Source organism: Dehalococcoidales bacterium (genome assembly GCA_028716225.1).
GTDB lineage: Bacteria > Chloroflexota > Dehalococcoidia > Dehalococcoidales > UBA5760 > UBA5760.
The window spans coordinates 21,235-38,900 of the sequence record JAQUQE010000001.1; the positions used below are offsets into that span (position 1 = coordinate 21,235).

Below are 17,666 nucleotides of genomic sequence, written 5' to 3' on the forward strand. Positions count from 1 at the left end.
TATGGTTTGCTATCAATAATCGTCTTATCCCTGCATTATCCAATAAATAGCGCTGTCTGGCAATCATTATGATATAAGTTTGGTGTTTTTTAATACATGCTTTTGCGAAAAAGGGGTAAGGTATTAGTAAATCACGCTTCGTATCGCAGCGTAAATTAAGATATGGCGAATCTAGAAAGTGATAGCAGGGTGTATTGTCAATGGACTATCGAATGATCAGTAGCCCCACTAAAGCCAGAGCAGCGATGGGCGGCAGGGCGGGTACCGCCTTGCCTTTGAGGAAAACGGCCTGTATCAGGTAGGCCAGCGCCAGTCCCGAGAGAGCGAAGGCTGCCGTGATGGTGGCCGTAGCCAGGCCGTGGGCGAAATAGACCGAAGTTGTGAGCAGGCAGGGGAAGGCTATGTCGCCTCCACCGAGTAAGGAGTATTCGCGTTCGTCAGGCTGCTGCTCGACTACATTGGTGATAACCCCTTTTCTCAAGTCGGCTCCCCAGTGCGAAGGATTCTTGGGAATGATGAATGCCGGTAACACTCCTACTTTAGACAGCTTGCCGGTTAACCAGAGCATTAAGCCGCGACGCACCGCAATGAAGTCGTAGATTGCCAGTGCTCCCATTATAGCCATAACTGTCCAGGGTGTGATGAAGTGGCCGAAAACGGCTCCCACACTGGCCAGTGCCAGAATCAGGGCTAAATTGTGAAACCAAACTCGTGGTATCAGGAACCAGATGATGGCTACGGCAGAGGCTATGCCGAGTGCTCCCGCAAGAGGCATCCAGAAGACACAGGCGATAAATGATCCCCAGGCGAATAGGAAGGCGAAAAGTATTCTCAAGGTTAGTATCAGGGTTGACAGCGGAACTCGTAGCAATATTATCACGATCACTGCCGTTGCGACGAGGAAGTAGATTATTACCGGACCCAGTGATGAATAGGCAGGTACTTGAGTCACCTCACCCGAAGGTGTCGTTGCCGGGCCGGGCCACACGGATATCGTCTGATCGGGTTGGGCGGGCATGTATATGTTGTTGGCTTCTAAGAACGAGGTTTCCTGCGATGCGATCGAGATAGTGAGTATCTGGGCCACGATAAAGAACAGGACGGCGATGAATACAGGATGCTGTTTGGTCAGTCTTATTATTTTCATGTTAGTAGTTTATCCTTAGTCTAAGAAAGCCGTGGTTGTCCACCGAATTACGCCCCCTGTTTTTTTGAGATGCTGCGGTATGAACTATAGCTGTTATATGCATTAGAAGGTATTACGGTTGATTGGAATTTTCTTTCAGAGATCGGAAGCTTCTGGTTGTTGTTACAAAAAAACTTGTGAATATTATCTATGTATTTTTACGTTGTGGCAACCTAATAGTATAACGATGGAATTCATCATCGGTTAGCTTTTTATGGTCTGCCGACAATAATTGAACAAACTGCAAATTACGGACAGGCAGCATAACTAATTAGGCGCTATGATATAAGTTTACCGCTTTCCCGACACTGAGGTTGAGTTCTGGTTTAACTGATACAGGTGTCCACCCTGTAACAGGACTATCAAGAGGAGACGTTCACTACTCCATCCGCTCTCCTTCCCATGATTGCCATGAGCCCGAAGAGTCGTAACGCCAATGGCCGGTGAAGGAATTACCGTCTGCGGACATGGTGAACTCGATATCTCCGGCATCTTCAGGAGGTATATGGGTCGGGTCCTCTGACCAGGTTCCTATCAGGGTGTTCCCATTGTCTCCTGTTGCGGTGGCTGTCAGTATCCCTCCCTGGTAGGTGTATGTGCCGGTTACCCGTTCACCTGACTGGGACAATGTCATTATCCCCCATATCCCGCAATCCCATTGCCCGCTCCAGTTTGCCTCTAATGAAGGGCTGACTGGCTCTGGCGTCGGCTCTTCCCGCGGTTCAATCTTCAATATGGTAGTAGCTTCCTCCGACCAGTCTCCATTATTGTCCTGGACTATCAGGCGGATAACGTGGTCTCCTTCGGAAAGCGACGTAGTTTCAAAGTTGGCGGTGGTGCCCAGGTCGCCGTCCTGGCTGGAACTCCAGAGGTAGGCTACTACCGAGCCATCGTCATCGGTTCCATGACCCTGGAAAGAAACAGGGTCTCCCTGAACTGCCTCGGTTGGGATAATAGAGTATATATAGGCAACTGGCAAAAGATTGGCGGTAACAGGGGCGGGCGTTGGCTCCGGTAGCGGGGTTGTGGTCGGGCCAGTAGGAATGAAAGGCAGGCAACTGATTGACATAAGTCCTGCAATTGCCGCGATAATGATGGCTGGAGTTAGCTTATTCATAACTGTACCTCCTGCTAACTAGAAAGCCTTAACTGACCTGCTTCCAGAGGTTGGTATTGGAGCCGTGAATGCTTCTGGGGCCGACGGTCGGCGTCCGATAGCGCTATGCGGACGGAACTCATTCTACTACCGCCGCTGTTGCTTAATCAATACCTTAATTGCGCCGCTTCGCATTTATTGTGTCATATCATATGAAGTATCAAAATCCTGATGCCGATGACTATCAGGATTGCTCCGCTAATAATCTCTGCTCTCTTGGCGGCCAGCTTGCCCAGTCTTCCGCCTAGAAGCAGGCCCAATATGGTGACCGCGAATGACACCATTCCGATAATCATACTGCCTGATGAAATATTGATATCGACAAAACTGAAGCTGAATCCAACGGCGAGAGCATCCAGGCTGGTAGCTAATGATAGAATTAGCAGCGTGAAGCCTTTAGTATTATCAGTTCCGGGTACGCTGTTATTTCTACGATGGACGGATTCCCAAATCATTCTGCAGCCTACGAAAAGCAGTAGGCCAAAAGCTACCCAGTGGTCATAATCGGAGATGGCTGCCAATATTCTCTGTCCTGCCAGCCACCCCAGGAATAACATCAATGCCTGAAAAGAGCCAAATGATAAAGACATCCGGAGCATTTGTTGGATCGAGATCTGCTTCAGGGAAATGCCGGTAATCACTGATACTGCGAAACAGTCGGCTGAGAGTGCTAGGGATATGGGTAGAATAGTCAGTAAGTCAAGCATGTCCAGGAATTATGGCATGTTTAGAGACATCTCGTAAAACCTGGCCTGGACGGAAAGCGCAACAGGCCAAGCGCTGTAATACAAGTTATGAAAGCTCGCAAGTGATACTAAAACAGGGACTTAAACCAGTTAACGAAGGATTCCCAAAGACTGATAAATTGATCGCCCCAACTACCCCATGAATCAGGCTCTGAAGAATCATCATCTTCGAGGTCCTCATAGAAACTCTGCCAACCGGCTTTTTCTTCGTCAACGTCGAAGCTCGATACCTCGCTGATTCCACTATCTGTGGCGGTTGCCTGCTTGCCTGCTTCTAACGTTACCGTTTCATCGTAATCATAAGCGGTGAATTCGACCGATCCCTCAATAACCTTGATCGTATCAGAATCCTCGGTAACCTCAACGACAAAATTGGTACCCTCGATGCCGACAACTGCTCTATTGAGAGAAACCTCATACTTTTGGGCTCCAGCCTCTCCCTTAGGAAAATAGAAGTTCGAAATTCCTTCCCACAATCTGCCCACAGCGACACCGTATGGTGTGTATTGACTAACGGAAGGCTGGCGTTCAAACCAGCTTCTTTCCTTCTGTCTATACATAGCACCAGTGTGTGTTCTTATAACTGTCTCGGCCCCTGAGGGAGTCCTTACCGTCCAATTTTCACCAATAAATATGTTGTTTTCACCAGTGCTAGAATAGTCACCGGGCATTATCTTAACCCAGTTTCTCTGCGATGGTGGGAGCGAAGGCGGATCTGCTGAAATGTATATCGGATTGCCCTCAACTTTAGTAATATAACACAGCCCCCTTGTAGTTAAATCAACATCGGGAAGACTATCGATTAGAGGACCTGGCGGCGGGTCCTCTGCTGTTTGCGGCGGTGTCGGCGAAGGCATGCTTGTGCTTGAACCAGCACCAAACGTCCCGCTGACAACCAGCCCTCTATCGCCGGCATTGTAATGGCCTGTCATACTGATGGAGAAGCTGCCACCGGTAGCTCCCGTGGGGATCGGCACAGATATGGTGAAGGATTCTTCATTGAAACCGGGGAAGCCGCTCGGGATGTTTGTGGTGAACTGATCGGTTTCACCTCCGCACGATACGGTTGCGCTTACGTCGGCATCATAGCCATTTCCCATTTTAGCGGAACCGGAAATAGTCAGTTGTCCTGTTCCTAATGTGCCGCTTAAAGTACGGCTAGTTGTGAAACCCCATTCATCGCTAGTATCGGTAACGGTAGCTCCTGAAATGTCATAGTTGATCTGCATTCCATTGAACGGTTCGTCCGGGAATGTACCGCCTTCTGCCATAACATCAGATGGGGGCATAATTACAGTCGGTAGCATTGTCGCCAGGCAGAGTGTTACCACTGCCATGGTACGTACACGTTTCCGCAGAAGGGTTCTTAATATCATCATCGGGACTCCTTGTTTGATTAAGGAATGACCGTCAGGTTCGAATACCTCTGATAGTGGTTCCTCTCGTTATCATAGCAAGGCAGGCGCCATAATACAAGATTGTCCGGTTATCAATGCAAACTTGGGAAAATATAGCTTGGTGAGGTTTTGTAGCACGGCAATTAGTTAACCGGGATATCAATCCCGGCCTTATCCAGAACATTCTCTTCGACAAGTATATGGCCGCTCGTTCTCATGCAGATTGCCAGAATCTGCCCGATCGAGTACTTAACGGATGATGCCCCCCCTCGCCACCCCATAATGCACTCGGCATTAAAGATCCCTTTGTTGACGCCGTCGATTACCAGTGCTACCTCGTCGCCCCCGGCCAACATCGCCCGTACGCCATCATCAACAATCCGGTCGGAGCGATCTCCTCTCAGTACCTTGTTGACTGTGTCAGCAGAGGACTTGTCCACATATACCGGCAAATAGCGTTGGCCGTCCTTTTCTTTGAGCATTATTAGCCATTCGTCTCTGTACTTGGCAAGCCTTACGGAATCAATTCTCATTTCGACGTAGGCCATTTGCGAATTACCTCGCTGTTTTCTATTGCTTAGCAGTCAACCGGTTCACAGGGTATGTATTGTATCACATAATTTGTAGTTTGCAATAACTTCCCCAGAAATTGGACTTAAAATATTATTGCCGGCATCATTGACCGGGAAGGATTGAGGTTGAATATTTAGGGAATTGGAAGGATAAGGGCTTATCATTTAGTATAATATTATATGGTAGGTACCGAATATATCGAAGATATAAAACGATGGAGAGTCTATGTGCCGGCTGATTGATAGCCACGCTCACCTGGAAGAAATTGACGACCTGGAAAAGATTATCGAAGAGTCTCGGTCGTCCGGCATCATAGCCATCATTGCCGTTGGCTCCGATTACCAGTCCAATCAGCGGGTCTTACAGATAGCTAAAGACTTTGAGGGGTTTGTTTACCCGGCTTTGGGTCTGCATCCTGCTCGTATCGAAAAGACGGAGTTTGACCGCACCATGGAGTTCATCGAGGCGGAGATAGACCGGGCCGTATGTATAGGTGAAATAGGGCTCGACTACCATAAGAAAATCAGAGCTTTTGCCGATAAAGATTGGCAGCAGAGTGTATTCAGAGAAATGCTTGGCATCGCCGGTAAATACGGTAAACCGGTATCCGTCCACTCGCGTTATGCCTGGCGAGACGCATTCACTTTAGTTAATGAGTCCGGAATTGAAGAAGTGGTGTTTCACTGGTATACCGGACCCTCGAGTGTCCTGCGTGAAATAATAGGCCAGGGCTATTTTCTTTCGGCAACGCCGGCCATTGAATATCACGAGGAACACCGTAGGATGGTAAAAGAGACCCCTGCGAAGCAGTTGCTCTTGGAAACGGATTGTCCTGTGGTCTACGGGAGGGGTCGGGAATTCGCATTTGAATCCAGGCCTGCCGATATTTGCCGAAGCCTGAGGGGCGTCGCGGTGACAAAAGGAATGGATGAAACCGAAATCGCTGAGGCAACTACCGCAAATGCCGAAAGGCTGTTCCGGTTACGTAGTTACCCTAAGGAGAGCACGGAGTACATTTAGATATTGCTGAGGTATAAGACGCCGATTAGGTTTGAGGGTGGTTTGAGGGTTCATAGGGGTACGGATTAGATTCAACCGGAGATCTTCAAAACTCCCGCTCCACGATATTTCCCCTGCTTCAACGCAAGCAAAGCCTGATTTGCTTCTTCCAGGTCAAATTCAGTGATTTCCGGTCTTATGGGGATTTCGGCGGCCAGAGGAAGAAATTCTTCAACATCTCTCCTGGTGATATTTGCCACGCTCTTCACTTCCTTTTCCTGCCAGAGGTGTTCGGTATAGTCTAACTCAGGAATGAGAGTCTCTTTCCGAATTGCATTGATAACCAGTCTTCCCCCCTTGCTTAGATTTCTTAACGCCTCACGCACCGGTATCCCTATCGGGGTGGTATCAATGGCGCAATCAAGTTTTACGGGTGATGCTTGCCCGGTTATTCCGACCCAGTCGGCCTCCTTTTCTCCGGCTAACTGGCTCGGAGCATCTCCCCTTTTCCGCGTGAAGACAAAAACCCGTGAGTTCGGGTACTGGTGTTTGGCAATCTGAATAACCAGATGGGCTGAGGCACCGAAGCCGTAAAGTCCGAGGGTTTGACCGTCTTGCATTCCGGTCAGCTTTAAAGCCCGGTAGCCGATGGCACCGGCACACAAAAGGGGGGCAGCTTCAAGGTCGGTAAATCCGGTCGGAATCGGATAGGCAAAATCCTCCGAAACCGCTGTATATTCGGCGTAACCGCCGTCGGCGTCGCACCCTGTACCCTGGAATTGGTCGCACAGGTTTTCATATCCCCTCTGGCAGAGAGAGCACTTCCCGCAACTCGAGTAGATCCAGGCAATCCCGACCCGGTCTCCCGGTCTGAACCTGGTTGCCGCTGAACCCAGTTTTTTCACTCTACCTACGATTTCGTGGCCCGGTATTACCGGTAGCTTTGTCCGGCGCCTTCCTTCGATTTCGTCAATTTCGGTATGGCAGACCCCGCAGGTCGAGACCTTTACTAGGATCTGCTTGGGTCCAACTTGAGGGAGCGGCCAGTCCTGGATCTCCAGGGGTGCGGCGTCGATCTGTGTGACTTTTCTGAGCAGCATCGCCTTCATTTCCAGACTCTCGCTTTGATTACTGCCTGGCATTGTCGGAGTAATCGATCAAAAATGCGAACCGGTTTACTAACCACTAATCAACCTTACGAAAAAAGGGATTTAACCCAGGTGATGAAGGAATCCCAAAGGCTCTTGAATTTGTCAAACCAGCCGCCTCCTGCGGTCGAATCCAGGAAGTCGTCATCTTCAGCTGCCCACCAGAAGTCATCTTCTGTTACAGGGCTAATTGCGGATACTGTTTCTCCATCAACGGATGCAGAATTATCCGCGGATACGGTAGTGCCTGCCCCGGTTGATTCGGGGGTGTCCACGACAAGTTCACCTTCCAGGCAGTGAACCTCAATATTGTCTCCGGCGGCAACGGCAAACTCGGTATTCAGTCCGGTGACCACTGCCTTCGGACTATATGTCCACCATTCTCCATCCTGCGATTGCTTGATGTTGACAGGTACAGTGAAGTGGCCGTTCTCCTTGCTGCGGAAGCTGGCACTCCCTTGCCAGAGGCGTACCTCAACCAGTTGGGGAGAACAATAACCAAGGAAGATCTCACTGTCCGGATCTAGGAAGATAATCCCCCAGGGGGTGTCGTTTATGGTCAGGTGTAAGATTGCCTTCGAATCCGGGCCGGTACGTAAGCTTTGAAAGGAATCGAACTGCGTTGGGCTGGATGTCAGCTTAGTCTCATGGCTGCCGGACGCATCATAACTTACGAGGTATACATCCCTCCAGTATTTAAAGACTTCGACATGCGAACCTGCTAACTGTGGCCGCCAAATGTCGCTGGTGAGCCAGGTTTTTACCTGCTCCCACGTATTCAAATATTCGGTGATGGCTACATAGGGGACAGCGGGAATGTCCGGGGAGTGCTTTACGTCAGCCTCAGTCACGCTGGCTACGCCATTCAGATAGGCTGATGCTGAACTGACTACCCAGTCATCAGGAAACCCGTATATGTTGCCGTACTGTATCTCGGTATTGAGGTGGGCGCCGGTTGCCTCGCCGCTGTTGAGCGTTTTCATAAACGGACTCTCGGAATAGAGTTGTTCTGCCGGGAGCCTGTGCGTCTGGTACCACCCGGCGCCGACATTTCCGGTTACCTTCTTGGTCCAGGAAACGCCATGATTCGGCGTTCCGACCATTATCAGTTTCCTGAGATCGCCTTCGTAGCCTGTGAGGCCATGTGAGTAATAGCGGGAAATAAGTCCGCCCATGCTATGGCCGACCGCATCCACCTTGGCCAGTTTGAGGTTAGCGTTGGAGTAGTCTGACTTCTGCTTCCTGATGTCGTTCTTTAATATCACTGATAGCCCTTCGATAGACTGGCCGGTAGCACCGTAATTACCCAGGTAGGTATCGAACTTCTCTCCCTGCAGGTAACTGGACAGCTTGCCCCATGTAGCCGTAGCTCCGAGAAAGCCGTGCACCAGCATTACCGGAGGGCGGCATACCAGGATTTCGGCCTCTATCTTCCCTTCCTGATCGCTGGCATCGGTATAGGTTAAGGTTAAGGGAACCTCAGCCGCCCATACCCTGGAGCCTGATTGATGCACGCCTAATTCTTCTCGAGTAAGTTGACTCGTGGTGAGATAATCCGGCGGATAGTAGGTAATCTCGGCCATGCCGGCGGAATCCAGGATTATGTTACCGGTGGTACCTATGGCACTCCCTTCCAGTCTGCCGAGATCCGGCTGGCTGATTTTAACGTTACTAAACCCCGGCAGTGAAATAGACATACCCAGAGAGCTGACTCCATCTGCGGTAACGCCGACGAATGGCTCCCCCGTCGCGGGATTCATTTCCACCAGAAGTCCAATGTCCCCCACGATGAAGGTGGTGCTGTTGCTCACACTGGGATATGCGGAATGGGATGCCGTCGCCGAAACAGTGTAAACAGCCTGGGTAGCATCCGCGGGTATGGCGAATTCACAGCGGTAATTACCGGATGAGTCGGTGGTCGCTGAAAACTGGGTGCCGCTGACATCAACGGCCACGGCAGCACCGGCCAGCTTACCCTGTATATCTGAAACACCGCCCTGAATAACTACCGTCTCTCCCGCAGTATAGGCCTTCTTATCGGTGGTAAGACTTAAGCTTATCCCTTCAGCAAGTGGACATCCGCTGGCATCCACGGCAACTCCTGCCGGAGTACCCGGACACTGGTCTATGTCATCGGCAACTCCGTCCCCGTCCGAGTCTTGAGTCAGAACGGTTCCCCCCTCGTCGGTTAACAGGCCATACTTAATTGCATTAGCATATAAGGCCTCGGCTATCTCATCGTGGGAAATGCCGACGTCGATACTGAGTCCTGCGTAAAAGAGGAAGCGGCCTGCTTGCCAGTCTATACTGGTACCACCCAAAGAACTGATATCGCTAATAATAGCGGGATGGTTGTGAAACGTTGTTACCTCAAAGCCGGCCATGGATGAGGATGAGACTGTCGCAATGCTTTTAGCTATCGAAGCCTCTGCTGCCGCTTCGGTGGTGTATGCCTGGATTTTCATCGGCAGCGACTGCCAAACCGCCCCTTGTTCAGGTATTGGAACATCCAGGCCATAGGCAGCCACGCCTTCTATTATCTCCCATTCACCCCCTTTTGATTCATACTGTACCCTCGGGCCCCATATCTCAGGACAATAGTAGGGGGCTTCGGCACCCTCGTGAGCAGGCGTACCGTAGAAACAAAAGCTCTGGTCCCAGCCGAACTCGGCACCTGCCTCCGCCAGAACCTGTTTGATGGTTGCTTCCTGTGAGTCGCTTGGCGCTGATGTATAGGCCAGCGCTGTCTTCGCGGGTAAAATAGCGCTTAGCCCCATCATTGCGAAGAGCATCGTTATAGCGACGAGGGTAATCAAAAGTTTCCCGGTAATCCCCACTCTTGTCTTCAATAAAACCTCCTTTGTGTCTTGCTGCCATCACGAAGGTACTAGGGGCTGACAGATGGATTCCTCTGCTATTGGGTAATAGTACATGAATATTTAGGAATTCACAAGCATCTTACCGGACGCTATGGTAGGCGATTACTGTGTTTTCAATACAAGGCGGGGTAAGTTTTATAGTTTTTAGCAGTGCGGTTTTATAAAAGAGCCTGTGATTTTAGATAACAGATCGGTATTGCTGAAGGATACCCGTAGGTTTTCCTAGCCTAGGCTCGAACGGAAAAAGCGCTTTATCTTCCGGCTGATAAAGGGATATCCGAGCCATATGCTGGCATGGCCGCTGGGGAACCATGTAATAGGGGGTCTGCCGGCAGATTCCCAAAAGTCCGTGGTGGCTTCTTTCGGGATAATTTCATCCCAGCGCGCGTTTATCATAAGGAGAGGGCGGCTATGGAGATAATGCGCGTAGGTCATGGCATCCACGAGAAAGCTGCGCTCCGGTGGGATAACCTGCTCCCAACCTTTTTCTATCACCTCGTCGAGGTATTGACGGTAGCGCTGTTGCTGGGTGTTGAACTCGGCTTCGCTACGGTGGAAGCCCCATTTCCGTGTCAGTACCCGGCTTCTCATTCCTATCTTCTCCAGATTCCCGCCGCTGATAATCAGCACGCCGCTGTTGATGCGGCGGTCTATCCCCATGGTAATAGCGGAGATAAAACCCCCGAAGCTTAGCCCGACGATGCCGGTCTTTCCCTTAGCTAACTCGTCCCTGGTTCCTATCCAGTCGAGCACATGGCACACGTCAATGACCGAGGTACGGTAGTTCTCGAACCATTCGTCATCCGAGAGCGGATGAGCAATCGGTAACGTACGACTGGAATGTGTGATGAGGTAGATGATGAAAGAGGCGATTCCCTGGCTCGCCAGTTCACGGGCAAGGAACTTCATCGGGACAACGCTCCGGTCACCCAGCCCGTGCACCAGAATGACCAGGGGTAGATTATGGCCATAGGGTCTCAGGTATTCACCGTGCAATGAGTTGTTACTTTCATCGGGAGTGTTACATGCAGGCGGGAAGCTGACTAGATATCGCTCGTATCTACCAGTTTTCTTAATTAGCCGGGTATCAGGGTCGGTGTTTGGCTCGTAGTTAAAAAGGTTGGTCATATTGGGCATCGCCACCTTCCCGAGAGCCCGAATAAACTTTGGTATCCGTCGAGTCTTATTCTATTCCTTTATCTCTATCTATATCAACATACCGGTCTTATCACAACGGTTCATTCGCGATATGGATCGTCCTATCTCTATTTTAACTTGTGAAGTAAACATATAGTCTCTTGACACAGCTCGGGCATAGGACTAAACTCAAATTTCAGGTATGCACACAGGAGATACGCTATGAGCAAAATATTTATTTCTGCAAAGTGTCCCGAGGACTGGAATCGGCTACTCGCTGAGCCGGAGAAACACTGGAGGAGAGGTTATTCGGCAAGAACACTCGCTTATTGTTGGCAGGAAGCGGACGGTTTCCCGAGTTCAGTCAAAAACACGTTTAAGGACTCTGGTATAGAATTATTTCATGATGTAAAGCTAATTGTTGCCTTTCCCGAATACTGGGCTGCCTTGAAGCCATACATGTCTCAGCCATCTCAAAGTGAGATCTTTGCCCTAGCCAGGACCGGGAACGGACGATTAATCTCAGTCGCGGTGGAAGGCAAGGTGGATGAACCCTGTGATAGGGCGGTTGCTGATTGGCAGTTGACCGATATGGGCAATAAGCAGACCAGACTGAAGTTCTTATCTGATGAGTTAGAACGCACTAAGGCTGATATAGAACACATCAGGTACCAGCTTTTACGCATGACCGCATCGGCGCTGTTAGAAGCACAAAGATTTAACGCTACCAACGCCTTGATGCTGATCCATTCCTTCAGCAGATTTGAAGGGAGCGAAAATAAAAGCCTTCAGGATTACTGTGCTTTTGTGAGTTCCTTCGGGAAGCGGGGGAGAATGAATTCCGTGGTTTTTGTGAAGAACGTGAATGGTATAGATCTATACCTGGCGTGGGTAAATGGGGAGAGGAAATACCTGGAGAGTTAAAGGCTAGAACTGCATGATTTACCGGTGCTGATGCATTTTATCATGGCTATAGTCACTAAGAATAGCGAACCAGTATTGCCGGGTAGACGTAAAAAGGCTCCAAGTAATCTCGCTCTCTTACAGTTCTTCGACTGGATCCTCCCTTGACCTTGCGGTGGCCGGTCGTTTCCCCTCTATCGAACCGTACTAAGCTCAACCACTTGGAGCGAATGTAATAATCTCATATTAACATTAGCCTGTCAAAGCCGTTGAGCGGATGAGAAAGGCAATAATCATATTGTTTGATTCATTCAAACTATCACATAATCCCTAAAATCCCTTTATTAACCTCTGTCTTCATAGGTAACATTATTTTGATACCGTTGCTCCTGGTTGGCAGGGCGAAGTAGATAAAGTCCGTTACTTAACTCATTGGCATACACCCGGGTCCCCAGCTTGATGCCATATCTTGAAGCTAAATACAGCGGTATCGTTAAACGCCCGTCCTTATCCGCTTCCAAGTATAGGTCGCGGTCGGTTGTATTATTATTCATAGTTGATATATGCGTTTTTTTGATTATTACAATATCACATTCCCACCCAACGGACTTGGTCTTAACCATTATCTAAGCATAAAGGTAATATGAATAGAAAGTTATCCTAATCCCCCAAATGATTCTACTGAACACGGTTGACTAATGGGGATTTTGGTGTATACTGTAAGCTAGTCTAAACTAGAGAAGAAATTAAAAGGAGGCGCAAATGACAGTTACACGTGTGACGGAAATCAAGTCATCTTCTAAAACGAGTTTTGATGATGCGATCAAGCTGGGAATTGCTCGCGTCCAGAAGACTATTAGAAACGTCCGGTCTGCATGGATTGAAAACCAGGAAATTATGCTTGATAATAAGGGACAGATATCTGAGTACCGGGTACAGATGAAGGTGACCTTTATTCTCGAAGACCCAAGTGGAAAGTAACCTGTCCCTCTTAGAGTCTCTCAAAATGTGATACGGTCTTCTGTATCATAATGGCTTAGTGCCTATTCTGCCGATGGCGCATTCAATCCATCCGTCGCTCGGCTTCTCAAAATATGCGTTAGCGCCAGTCCTGTTTAGTTCCATGTCCGCCATAGAATAGCCGGCGATGAAATCCCCGCTGTTTTTCAGAAAGAGTGTTCGTAATTCGTTCTTCGTGTATGAAGTTACCGTGCTTAAGCCGCAAGAATCCCGAATTATCTTGAAGATCTCTTCGGGTATCTGCCTTCTTACCGGGGTAACATATCGGTAGGGTATCATGTATTCGATAATGAAAATGTTCTCTCTATCAGTACGAAATCGGGTGATAATGTTCTGTAAATCATTTTTATGCAGGTAGTAGCTGATACCTTCCATAATGATTATTGATTGCATATCATGACGGTATCCGTTTACCGGCATGTCCAGCACGCTTAAAATATCGGGCGAGGTAATGTCTGCTGTTACACACCGTAGTTTATCCGTTAATTCCGGGCATACCTGAAGGTATAGTCTCTTTTTGTCTTCCATTCCCGATGAATCGACCTCGAAAATACGATGAATTTTGTGGGGATTCATATACAGTATTTCTACGGACAAAGGGGATTTTCCGGCAGCAAGAAAAATCAACTGAAATTCCTGTTTTGCGGCACTCAATTCCTGTTCTATCAAATACTTTATGAAGCTTTTCCTGTTGAGAATAACCTCATCGTACCAATCACAAACGGAATTACACTCTTTAAGAAGAGCCTCTCCTGAAGATAGGTCGAGTTGATTCACATACTGTAGAACGGCGTCTTCGGTATAAAGTTTTAGTGCCCATTGCATGACTAAGGCGGCCGTCGGCTCGAGTCTTAATTTATCCGTCAACATCATCGTACTTTTTGTCTCATTGCTCCCTTGCTGAGTGATTCAACCTCCGCGGGACTGAGTTCGCGAATCTCGCCATCCGGTAGTCTATTTAACCTCAGACTACCCAGGCGTATCCTTTTCAACTCCAGCACATCGTGTCCCAGAGCGGCAAACATCCGACGCACCTGATGTTTCTTGCCTTCATGGATGGCTATGGAGTAGCTGAAGGGTGGATATCTGGATACCTTGACCTTAGCCGGATGGGTCTTACCATCATCCAGGTAGATTCCCTTCGCCAACTCGGCTATTTCTTCCAGATTCAGTTCTCCGTCGATTTGAACCAGGTATTCTTTTTCTTGTTCAAAACGGGGATGGGTCAATCGAAAAGTAAGGTCGCCGTCATTAGTCAGGAGAACCAGGCCTGTGGAGTCTTTGTCCAGGCGGCCAACCGGGTAAATCCGGATGTCCCGGTATTTCTCCGGGAGGATGTCGATGACCGTTTTTCTCCCCCTGTCATCACTGGTGCTGGAAACAATGCCCTTGGGTTTATTGAGCATCAGATAAACATCAGGTTCTTTTTTGTATGAAGCACGTTTACCATCAATAGTGATAACATCCCTGGCGCTATCAACCGGTTCATTAAAGCTCTCGGCTACTTTACCGTTGATGGCTACGCCGCCTCTCTTGATAACAGCTGCGATTTTTCTGCGAGAGCCAATTCCGGAAGCTGTAAGTAACTTGATTATGGGCTGTTGTGCCATTTACTTCTGCCCTCCTGAATTTTCCGGTACAATCCCCTGAGTCCGGCTAAACTCATAAAAGTCTAAATCAACTGCTTCGAGCTAAGCAATCCAGTCTTGAGAGTTGCTACTTCAAAACTCCCGTAGTTATGTGTATACTGTTATACTGTGTCGATAGATTATACTTTAGACGGAGAAAATAATGAATCCTGAGACATATCAGTACCCGCAGCAATATGAAACCGAAGCAGTTTTAAAGGACGGATCGAGCATACTACTCCGACCGATAAAGAAGGATGACGTCCAGCTGTGGCTGGATTTTGTCGGACGGCTGAGTCCCCATACCAAATATCTGCACTTTCAGCATGTACCTAACCTGGCCGCCGAAGATGCCGTCAGGGCCTGCAGTGTAGACTATGACAATACCTTTGCCATCGTGGCCGAGGTGATGGAGTCCAGGCGTAAGAAAATAGTCGGTATCGGTAGATACTATCGCCTGCCCGATCGGCATTCTGCAGAAGTGACGTTTATAACCGAAGATGCTCATCAGGGCAAAGGTATCGCCACCAGACTTCTGGGACTGTTGGTCGATATTGCCCGTGACAGGGGCATCGACAGATTTGAGACAGATGTTCTGGCAGAAGAAGGGCAACTAGCTTTCTTTAGAAACTACGGGTTTCACATTGTCCGTAGTATACAGTCGGATGTTCATCGCATCAGCTTCTCCGTTGCTCAGACCGAGCAGGTAATCAGGAAAGAGGAGGCGAGAGAGTCCGCTGCTACCATCGCTTCGCTGCGGTACATTCTTTCACCTCGTTCAGTGGCCGTAATCGGAGCATCGCGTGACAAAGACTCTATCGGTAATGTGCTCTTCCGCTGTATCCTTCAGAGTGATTTTTCAGGCGTAATCTATCCGGTGAACCCGAATGCGGATGCGGTAGTCGGGGTGAGAACATATCCCTCGGTCCTGGATATACCGGGTAACGTGGAAATGGCCGTTATAGCCGTACCGGCATCTATAGTAAACAGGTTGGCTCATGATTGTGGCCAGAAGGGGGTACGGGCACTGATCGTTATTTCGGACGGGTTTAAAGAGACCGGTCCGGAGGGAATGGCCCGGGAAAGAGAACTGAGGGAAATCTGCCTCGGCCATGGCATGAGAGTGGTTGGGCCGAACTGTATGGGGGTCATCAATACCGAACCCGCTGTTGGTTTGAATGCAACCTTTTCAACAGTGTATCCCCCGAGGGGCAATGTTGCCTTTCTTTCCCAAAGTGGGGCTATGGGACTGGCAATACTTGAATACGCCAGGGATCTCAATATGGGCATTTCCAGTTTCGTGAGTGTCGGAAACCGATTGGACATTTCTCCATCCGATCTGCTGCAGTACTGGGAAAAGGACACGGCAACTAGGGTGATACTGCTTTATCTCGAGTCTTTTGGCAACCCGGAAAAGTTTGCCCTCATCGCCCGTAGAGTCTCGGCGAAGAAGCCGATTGTGGTGGTAAAGAGCGGAACCACCAAAGCAGGCACTCATGCTGCGGCATCCCACACCGGTGCTATGGCAACTTCGGAGGTGGCTGCCGAAGTAATGTTCCATCATGCCGGTATCGTAAAGGTTAACACCATGGAGGAGCTTTTTGATGTGGCGGCACTACTTTCCAACCAGCCCCTGCCGAAAGGAAACCGGCTCGCTATTGTCACCAATGGCGGTGGTCCTGGTATCATCGCGGCTGATGCTGCCGAACGTAATGGTCTGGAACTGCCGCCCGTCTCGGAAGAGACGGCAGAGAAACTGGGGAAGGTCTTGAAGCGCAAGGTTACGATAAATAATCCCCTGGATACTACTGCCGGAGCCAGTGCCGAGGAGTTCGAAAATATATTGAGAATTCTGGCTGGTGATAAGGATAATGATGCCGTGCTGATAATATTCGTGCCGCCGATAGTGGTTAATCCGGAGGCTATCGAGAATGCCTTGCAGCGGGTGGCACCGGTTTTCTGGCGGCGGAAAAAGCCGTTGTTGGCCTGTTTCCTGGGGCGCCGGGGCCTTCAGGCGAGGATAGGAACGCTGGGAAGATTGGTGCCCAGCTTTTCCTTCCCCGAAGAAGCGGTCGCTTCTCTGGCAAGAGCTGTAGAGTATGTTGATCTGCAGAGTAAACCGAAGGGGGTTATCCCGGATATTAAAGGTACCGAGCCGGTAGAGGCACACAAGATTGTAGAGTCGGCATTGAGGGCTGGAGTGCAGAGGCCAATCTGGCTCTCTGCAGAGGAGATAATAGGGCTTCTTAACTGCTACGGTATTAAGATGGGAGAGACGGTTATGGCGGAGACCCCGGATGAAGCAGCTGCCGCCGCAGAGCGTCTCGGTTTTCCGGTAGTAGTGAAGCTTGCCTCAACGACTATCGTTCATAAGACTGAAGTTAACGGAGTAGTGCTTGATGTGACTTCGTCCGAAGGCGTGAAGATGGCCTTCGACGATATCAGAAAGAGGTTATCAGGTATCGGCCGTAAGGATGAGATGCAGGGTGTGCTTATACAGAAGATGGTCAGGGAAGGAATAGAGACTATTATAGGGGTAACACATGATCCTCAGTTTGGGCCGTTGATTATGTTCGGTCTGGGTGGTATATATGCCGAACTGTTCAAGGATACGACCATACGCCTTCATCCGCTGACCGATGTCGATGCCGGCGATATGATACAGTCGGTAAAAATGGCGAAGCTGCTTTCCGGATACCGGGGATTGCCTTCCAGCGATACTAACGCTCTAGAGGACCTCTTGCTCAGACTTTCGAAAATGATAGAGGATGTTCCGCAAATTGTAGAGCTCGATTTTAACCCGGTTAAGGTGCTGCCGCGGGGGAGAGGTTACTATATTGCCGACGCCAGGATCCTGGTAGGATAGTACAGAAATGCTTTTCGTTAGAATGTGA

Annotated in this window: 14 protein-coding genes; 4 read left to right on the forward strand and 10 right to left on the reverse strand. The window is 49.3% G+C overall.

Features of this window, described 5'->3' with window-relative positions:
- Positions 1 to 205 precede the first annotated feature (205 nt).
- From PHI12_00115 to PHI12_00135, 5 genes are all read right to left on the reverse strand, one after another.
- Positions 206 to 1,147, reverse strand: coding sequence for a hypothetical protein (locus tag PHI12_00115; GenBank protein MDD5509212.1), 942 nt, complete (start codon positions 1,145 to 1,147; stop codon positions 206 to 208).
- A 418-nt stretch (positions 1,148 to 1,565) separates the two neighbouring features.
- Positions 1,566 to 2,303 (reverse strand): PKD domain-containing protein, encoded by a 738-nt coding sequence (locus tag PHI12_00120; GenBank protein MDD5509213.1) that lies wholly within the window; start codon positions 2,301 to 2,303, stop codon positions 1,566 to 1,568.
- A 182-nt stretch (positions 2,304 to 2,485) separates the two neighbouring features.
- Positions 2,486 to 3,049, reverse strand: a complete 564-nt coding sequence (locus PHI12_00125) for a manganese efflux pump MntP family protein (GenBank protein ID MDD5509214.1) — start codon at positions 3,047 to 3,049, stop codon at positions 2,486 to 2,488.
- A 107-nt stretch (positions 3,050 to 3,156) separates the two neighbouring features.
- Positions 3,157 to 4,467 (reverse strand): FecR domain-containing protein, encoded by a 1,311-nt coding sequence (locus PHI12_00130; GenBank protein ID MDD5509215.1) that lies wholly within the window; start codon positions 4,465 to 4,467, stop codon positions 3,157 to 3,159.
- A gap of 161 nt (positions 4,468 to 4,628) precedes the next feature.
- Entirely contained in the window at positions 4,629 to 5,033 is a 405-nt protein-coding gene (locus PHI12_00135; GenBank protein ID MDD5509216.1) for a DUF151 domain-containing protein, read from the reverse strand.
- A 250-nt stretch (positions 5,034 to 5,283) separates the two neighbouring features.
- Between PHI12_00135 and PHI12_00140 the strand changes: the two genes are divergently transcribed.
- Positions 5,284 to 6,078: a TatD family hydrolase gene (locus tag PHI12_00140; protein MDD5509217.1), complete on the forward strand. Its 795-nt coding sequence runs from the start codon at positions 5,284 to 5,286 to the stop codon at positions 6,076 to 6,078.
- Between the two features lie 71 nt (positions 6,079 to 6,149).
- Here the strand turns inward: PHI12_00140 and PHI12_00145 are convergent, their stop codons facing one another.
- The 3 genes from PHI12_00145 to PHI12_00155 all read right to left on the reverse strand — a co-directional run bounded on the left by PHI12_00145 (position 6,150) and on the right by PHI12_00155 (position 11,212).
- Positions 6,150 to 7,199, reverse strand: a complete 1,050-nt coding sequence (locus tag PHI12_00145; protein MDD5509218.1) for a zinc-dependent alcohol dehydrogenase family protein — start codon at positions 7,197 to 7,199, stop codon at positions 6,150 to 6,152.
- 53 nt (positions 7,200 to 7,252) lie between these two features.
- Entirely contained in the window at positions 7,253 to 10,054 is a 2,802-nt protein-coding gene (locus PHI12_00150; protein ID MDD5509219.1) for an alpha/beta fold hydrolase, read from the reverse strand.
- Between the two features lie 252 nt (positions 10,055 to 10,306).
- The gene (locus PHI12_00155; GenBank protein MDD5509220.1) at positions 10,307 to 11,212 is read right to left on the reverse strand and encodes an alpha/beta hydrolase; all 906 of its coding nucleotides are present in this window, start codon (positions 11,210 to 11,212) and stop codon (positions 10,307 to 10,309) included.
- Between the two features lie 231 nt (positions 11,213 to 11,443).
- On the opposite strand from PHI12_00155, the gene PHI12_00160 reads away from it, so the two are divergent.
- Both PHI12_00160 and PHI12_00165 read left to right on the forward strand, forming a co-directional pair.
- Positions 11,444 to 12,145, forward strand: coding sequence for a hypothetical protein (locus PHI12_00160; protein ID MDD5509221.1), 702 nt, complete (start codon positions 11,444 to 11,446; stop codon positions 12,143 to 12,145).
- A gap of 741 nt (positions 12,146 to 12,886) precedes the next feature.
- Entirely contained in the window at positions 12,887 to 13,105 is a 219-nt protein-coding gene (locus tag PHI12_00165; GenBank protein MDD5509222.1) for a dodecin family protein, read from the forward strand.
- 45 nt (positions 13,106 to 13,150) lie between these two features.
- On the opposite strand, the gene PHI12_00170 is transcribed toward PHI12_00165, so the two are convergent.
- Positions 13,151 to 14,017, reverse strand: a complete 867-nt coding sequence (locus PHI12_00170) for a class I SAM-dependent methyltransferase (GenBank protein MDD5509223.1) — start codon at positions 14,015 to 14,017, stop codon at positions 13,151 to 13,153.
- On the reverse strand, positions 14,014 to 14,754 hold the full coding sequence (locus PHI12_00175; protein ID MDD5509224.1) for a pseudouridine synthase: 741 nt from the start codon (positions 14,752 to 14,754) through the stop codon (positions 14,014 to 14,016). The genes PHI12_00170 and PHI12_00175 overlap by 4 nt, the downstream gene beginning before the upstream one ends.
- A 181-nt stretch (positions 14,755 to 14,935) precedes the next feature.
- On the opposite strand from PHI12_00175, the gene PHI12_00180 reads away from it, so the two are divergent.
- The gene (locus PHI12_00180; protein MDD5509225.1) at positions 14,936 to 17,638 is read left to right on the forward strand and encodes a GNAT family N-acetyltransferase; all 2,703 of its coding nucleotides are present in this window, start codon (positions 14,936 to 14,938) and stop codon (positions 17,636 to 17,638) included.
- The last annotated feature ends 28 nt before the right edge of the window (positions 17,639 to 17,666 follow it).

Coding starts and splice junctions, on each gene's coding strand:
- PHI12_00160 (MDD5509221.1), top strand. CDS start 11,444: ATGAGCAAAATATTTATTTCTGCAAAGTGTCCCGAGGACTGGAATCGG.
- PHI12_00115 (MDD5509212.1), bottom strand. CDS start 1,147: ATGAAAATAATAAGACTGACCAAACAGCATCCTGTATTCATCGCCGTC.
- PHI12_00120 (MDD5509213.1), bottom strand. CDS start 2,303: ATGAATAAGCTAACTCCAGCCATCATTATCGCGGCAATTGCAGGACTT.
- PHI12_00155 (MDD5509220.1), bottom strand. CDS start 11,212: ATGACCAACCTTTTTAACTACGAGCCAAACACCGACCCTGATACCCGG.
- PHI12_00130 (MDD5509215.1), bottom strand. CDS start 4,467: ATGATGATATTAAGAACCCTTCTGCGGAAACGTGTACGTACCATGGCA.
- PHI12_00145 (MDD5509218.1), bottom strand. CDS start 7,199: ATGCCAGGCAGTAATCAAAGCGAGAGTCTGGAAATGAAGGCGATGCTG.
- PHI12_00180 (MDD5509225.1), top strand. CDS start 14,936: ATGAATCCTGAGACATATCAGTACCCGCAGCAATATGAAACCGAAGCA.
- PHI12_00175 (MDD5509224.1), bottom strand. CDS start 14,754: ATGGCACAACAGCCCATAATCAAGTTACTTACAGCTTCCGGAATTGGC.
- PHI12_00170 (MDD5509223.1), bottom strand. CDS start 14,017: ATGATGTTGACGGATAAATTAAGACTCGAGCCGACGGCCGCCTTAGTC.
- PHI12_00125 (MDD5509214.1), bottom strand. CDS start 3,049: ATGCTTGACTTACTGACTATTCTACCCATATCCCTAGCACTCTCAGCC.
- PHI12_00140 (MDD5509217.1), top strand. CDS start 5,284: ATGTGCCGGCTGATTGATAGCCACGCTCACCTGGAAGAAATTGACGAC.
- PHI12_00135 (MDD5509216.1), bottom strand. CDS start 5,033: ATGGCCTACGTCGAAATGAGAATTGATTCCGTAAGGCTTGCCAAGTAC.
- PHI12_00165 (MDD5509222.1), top strand. CDS start 12,887: ATGACAGTTACACGTGTGACGGAAATCAAGTCATCTTCTAAAACGAGT.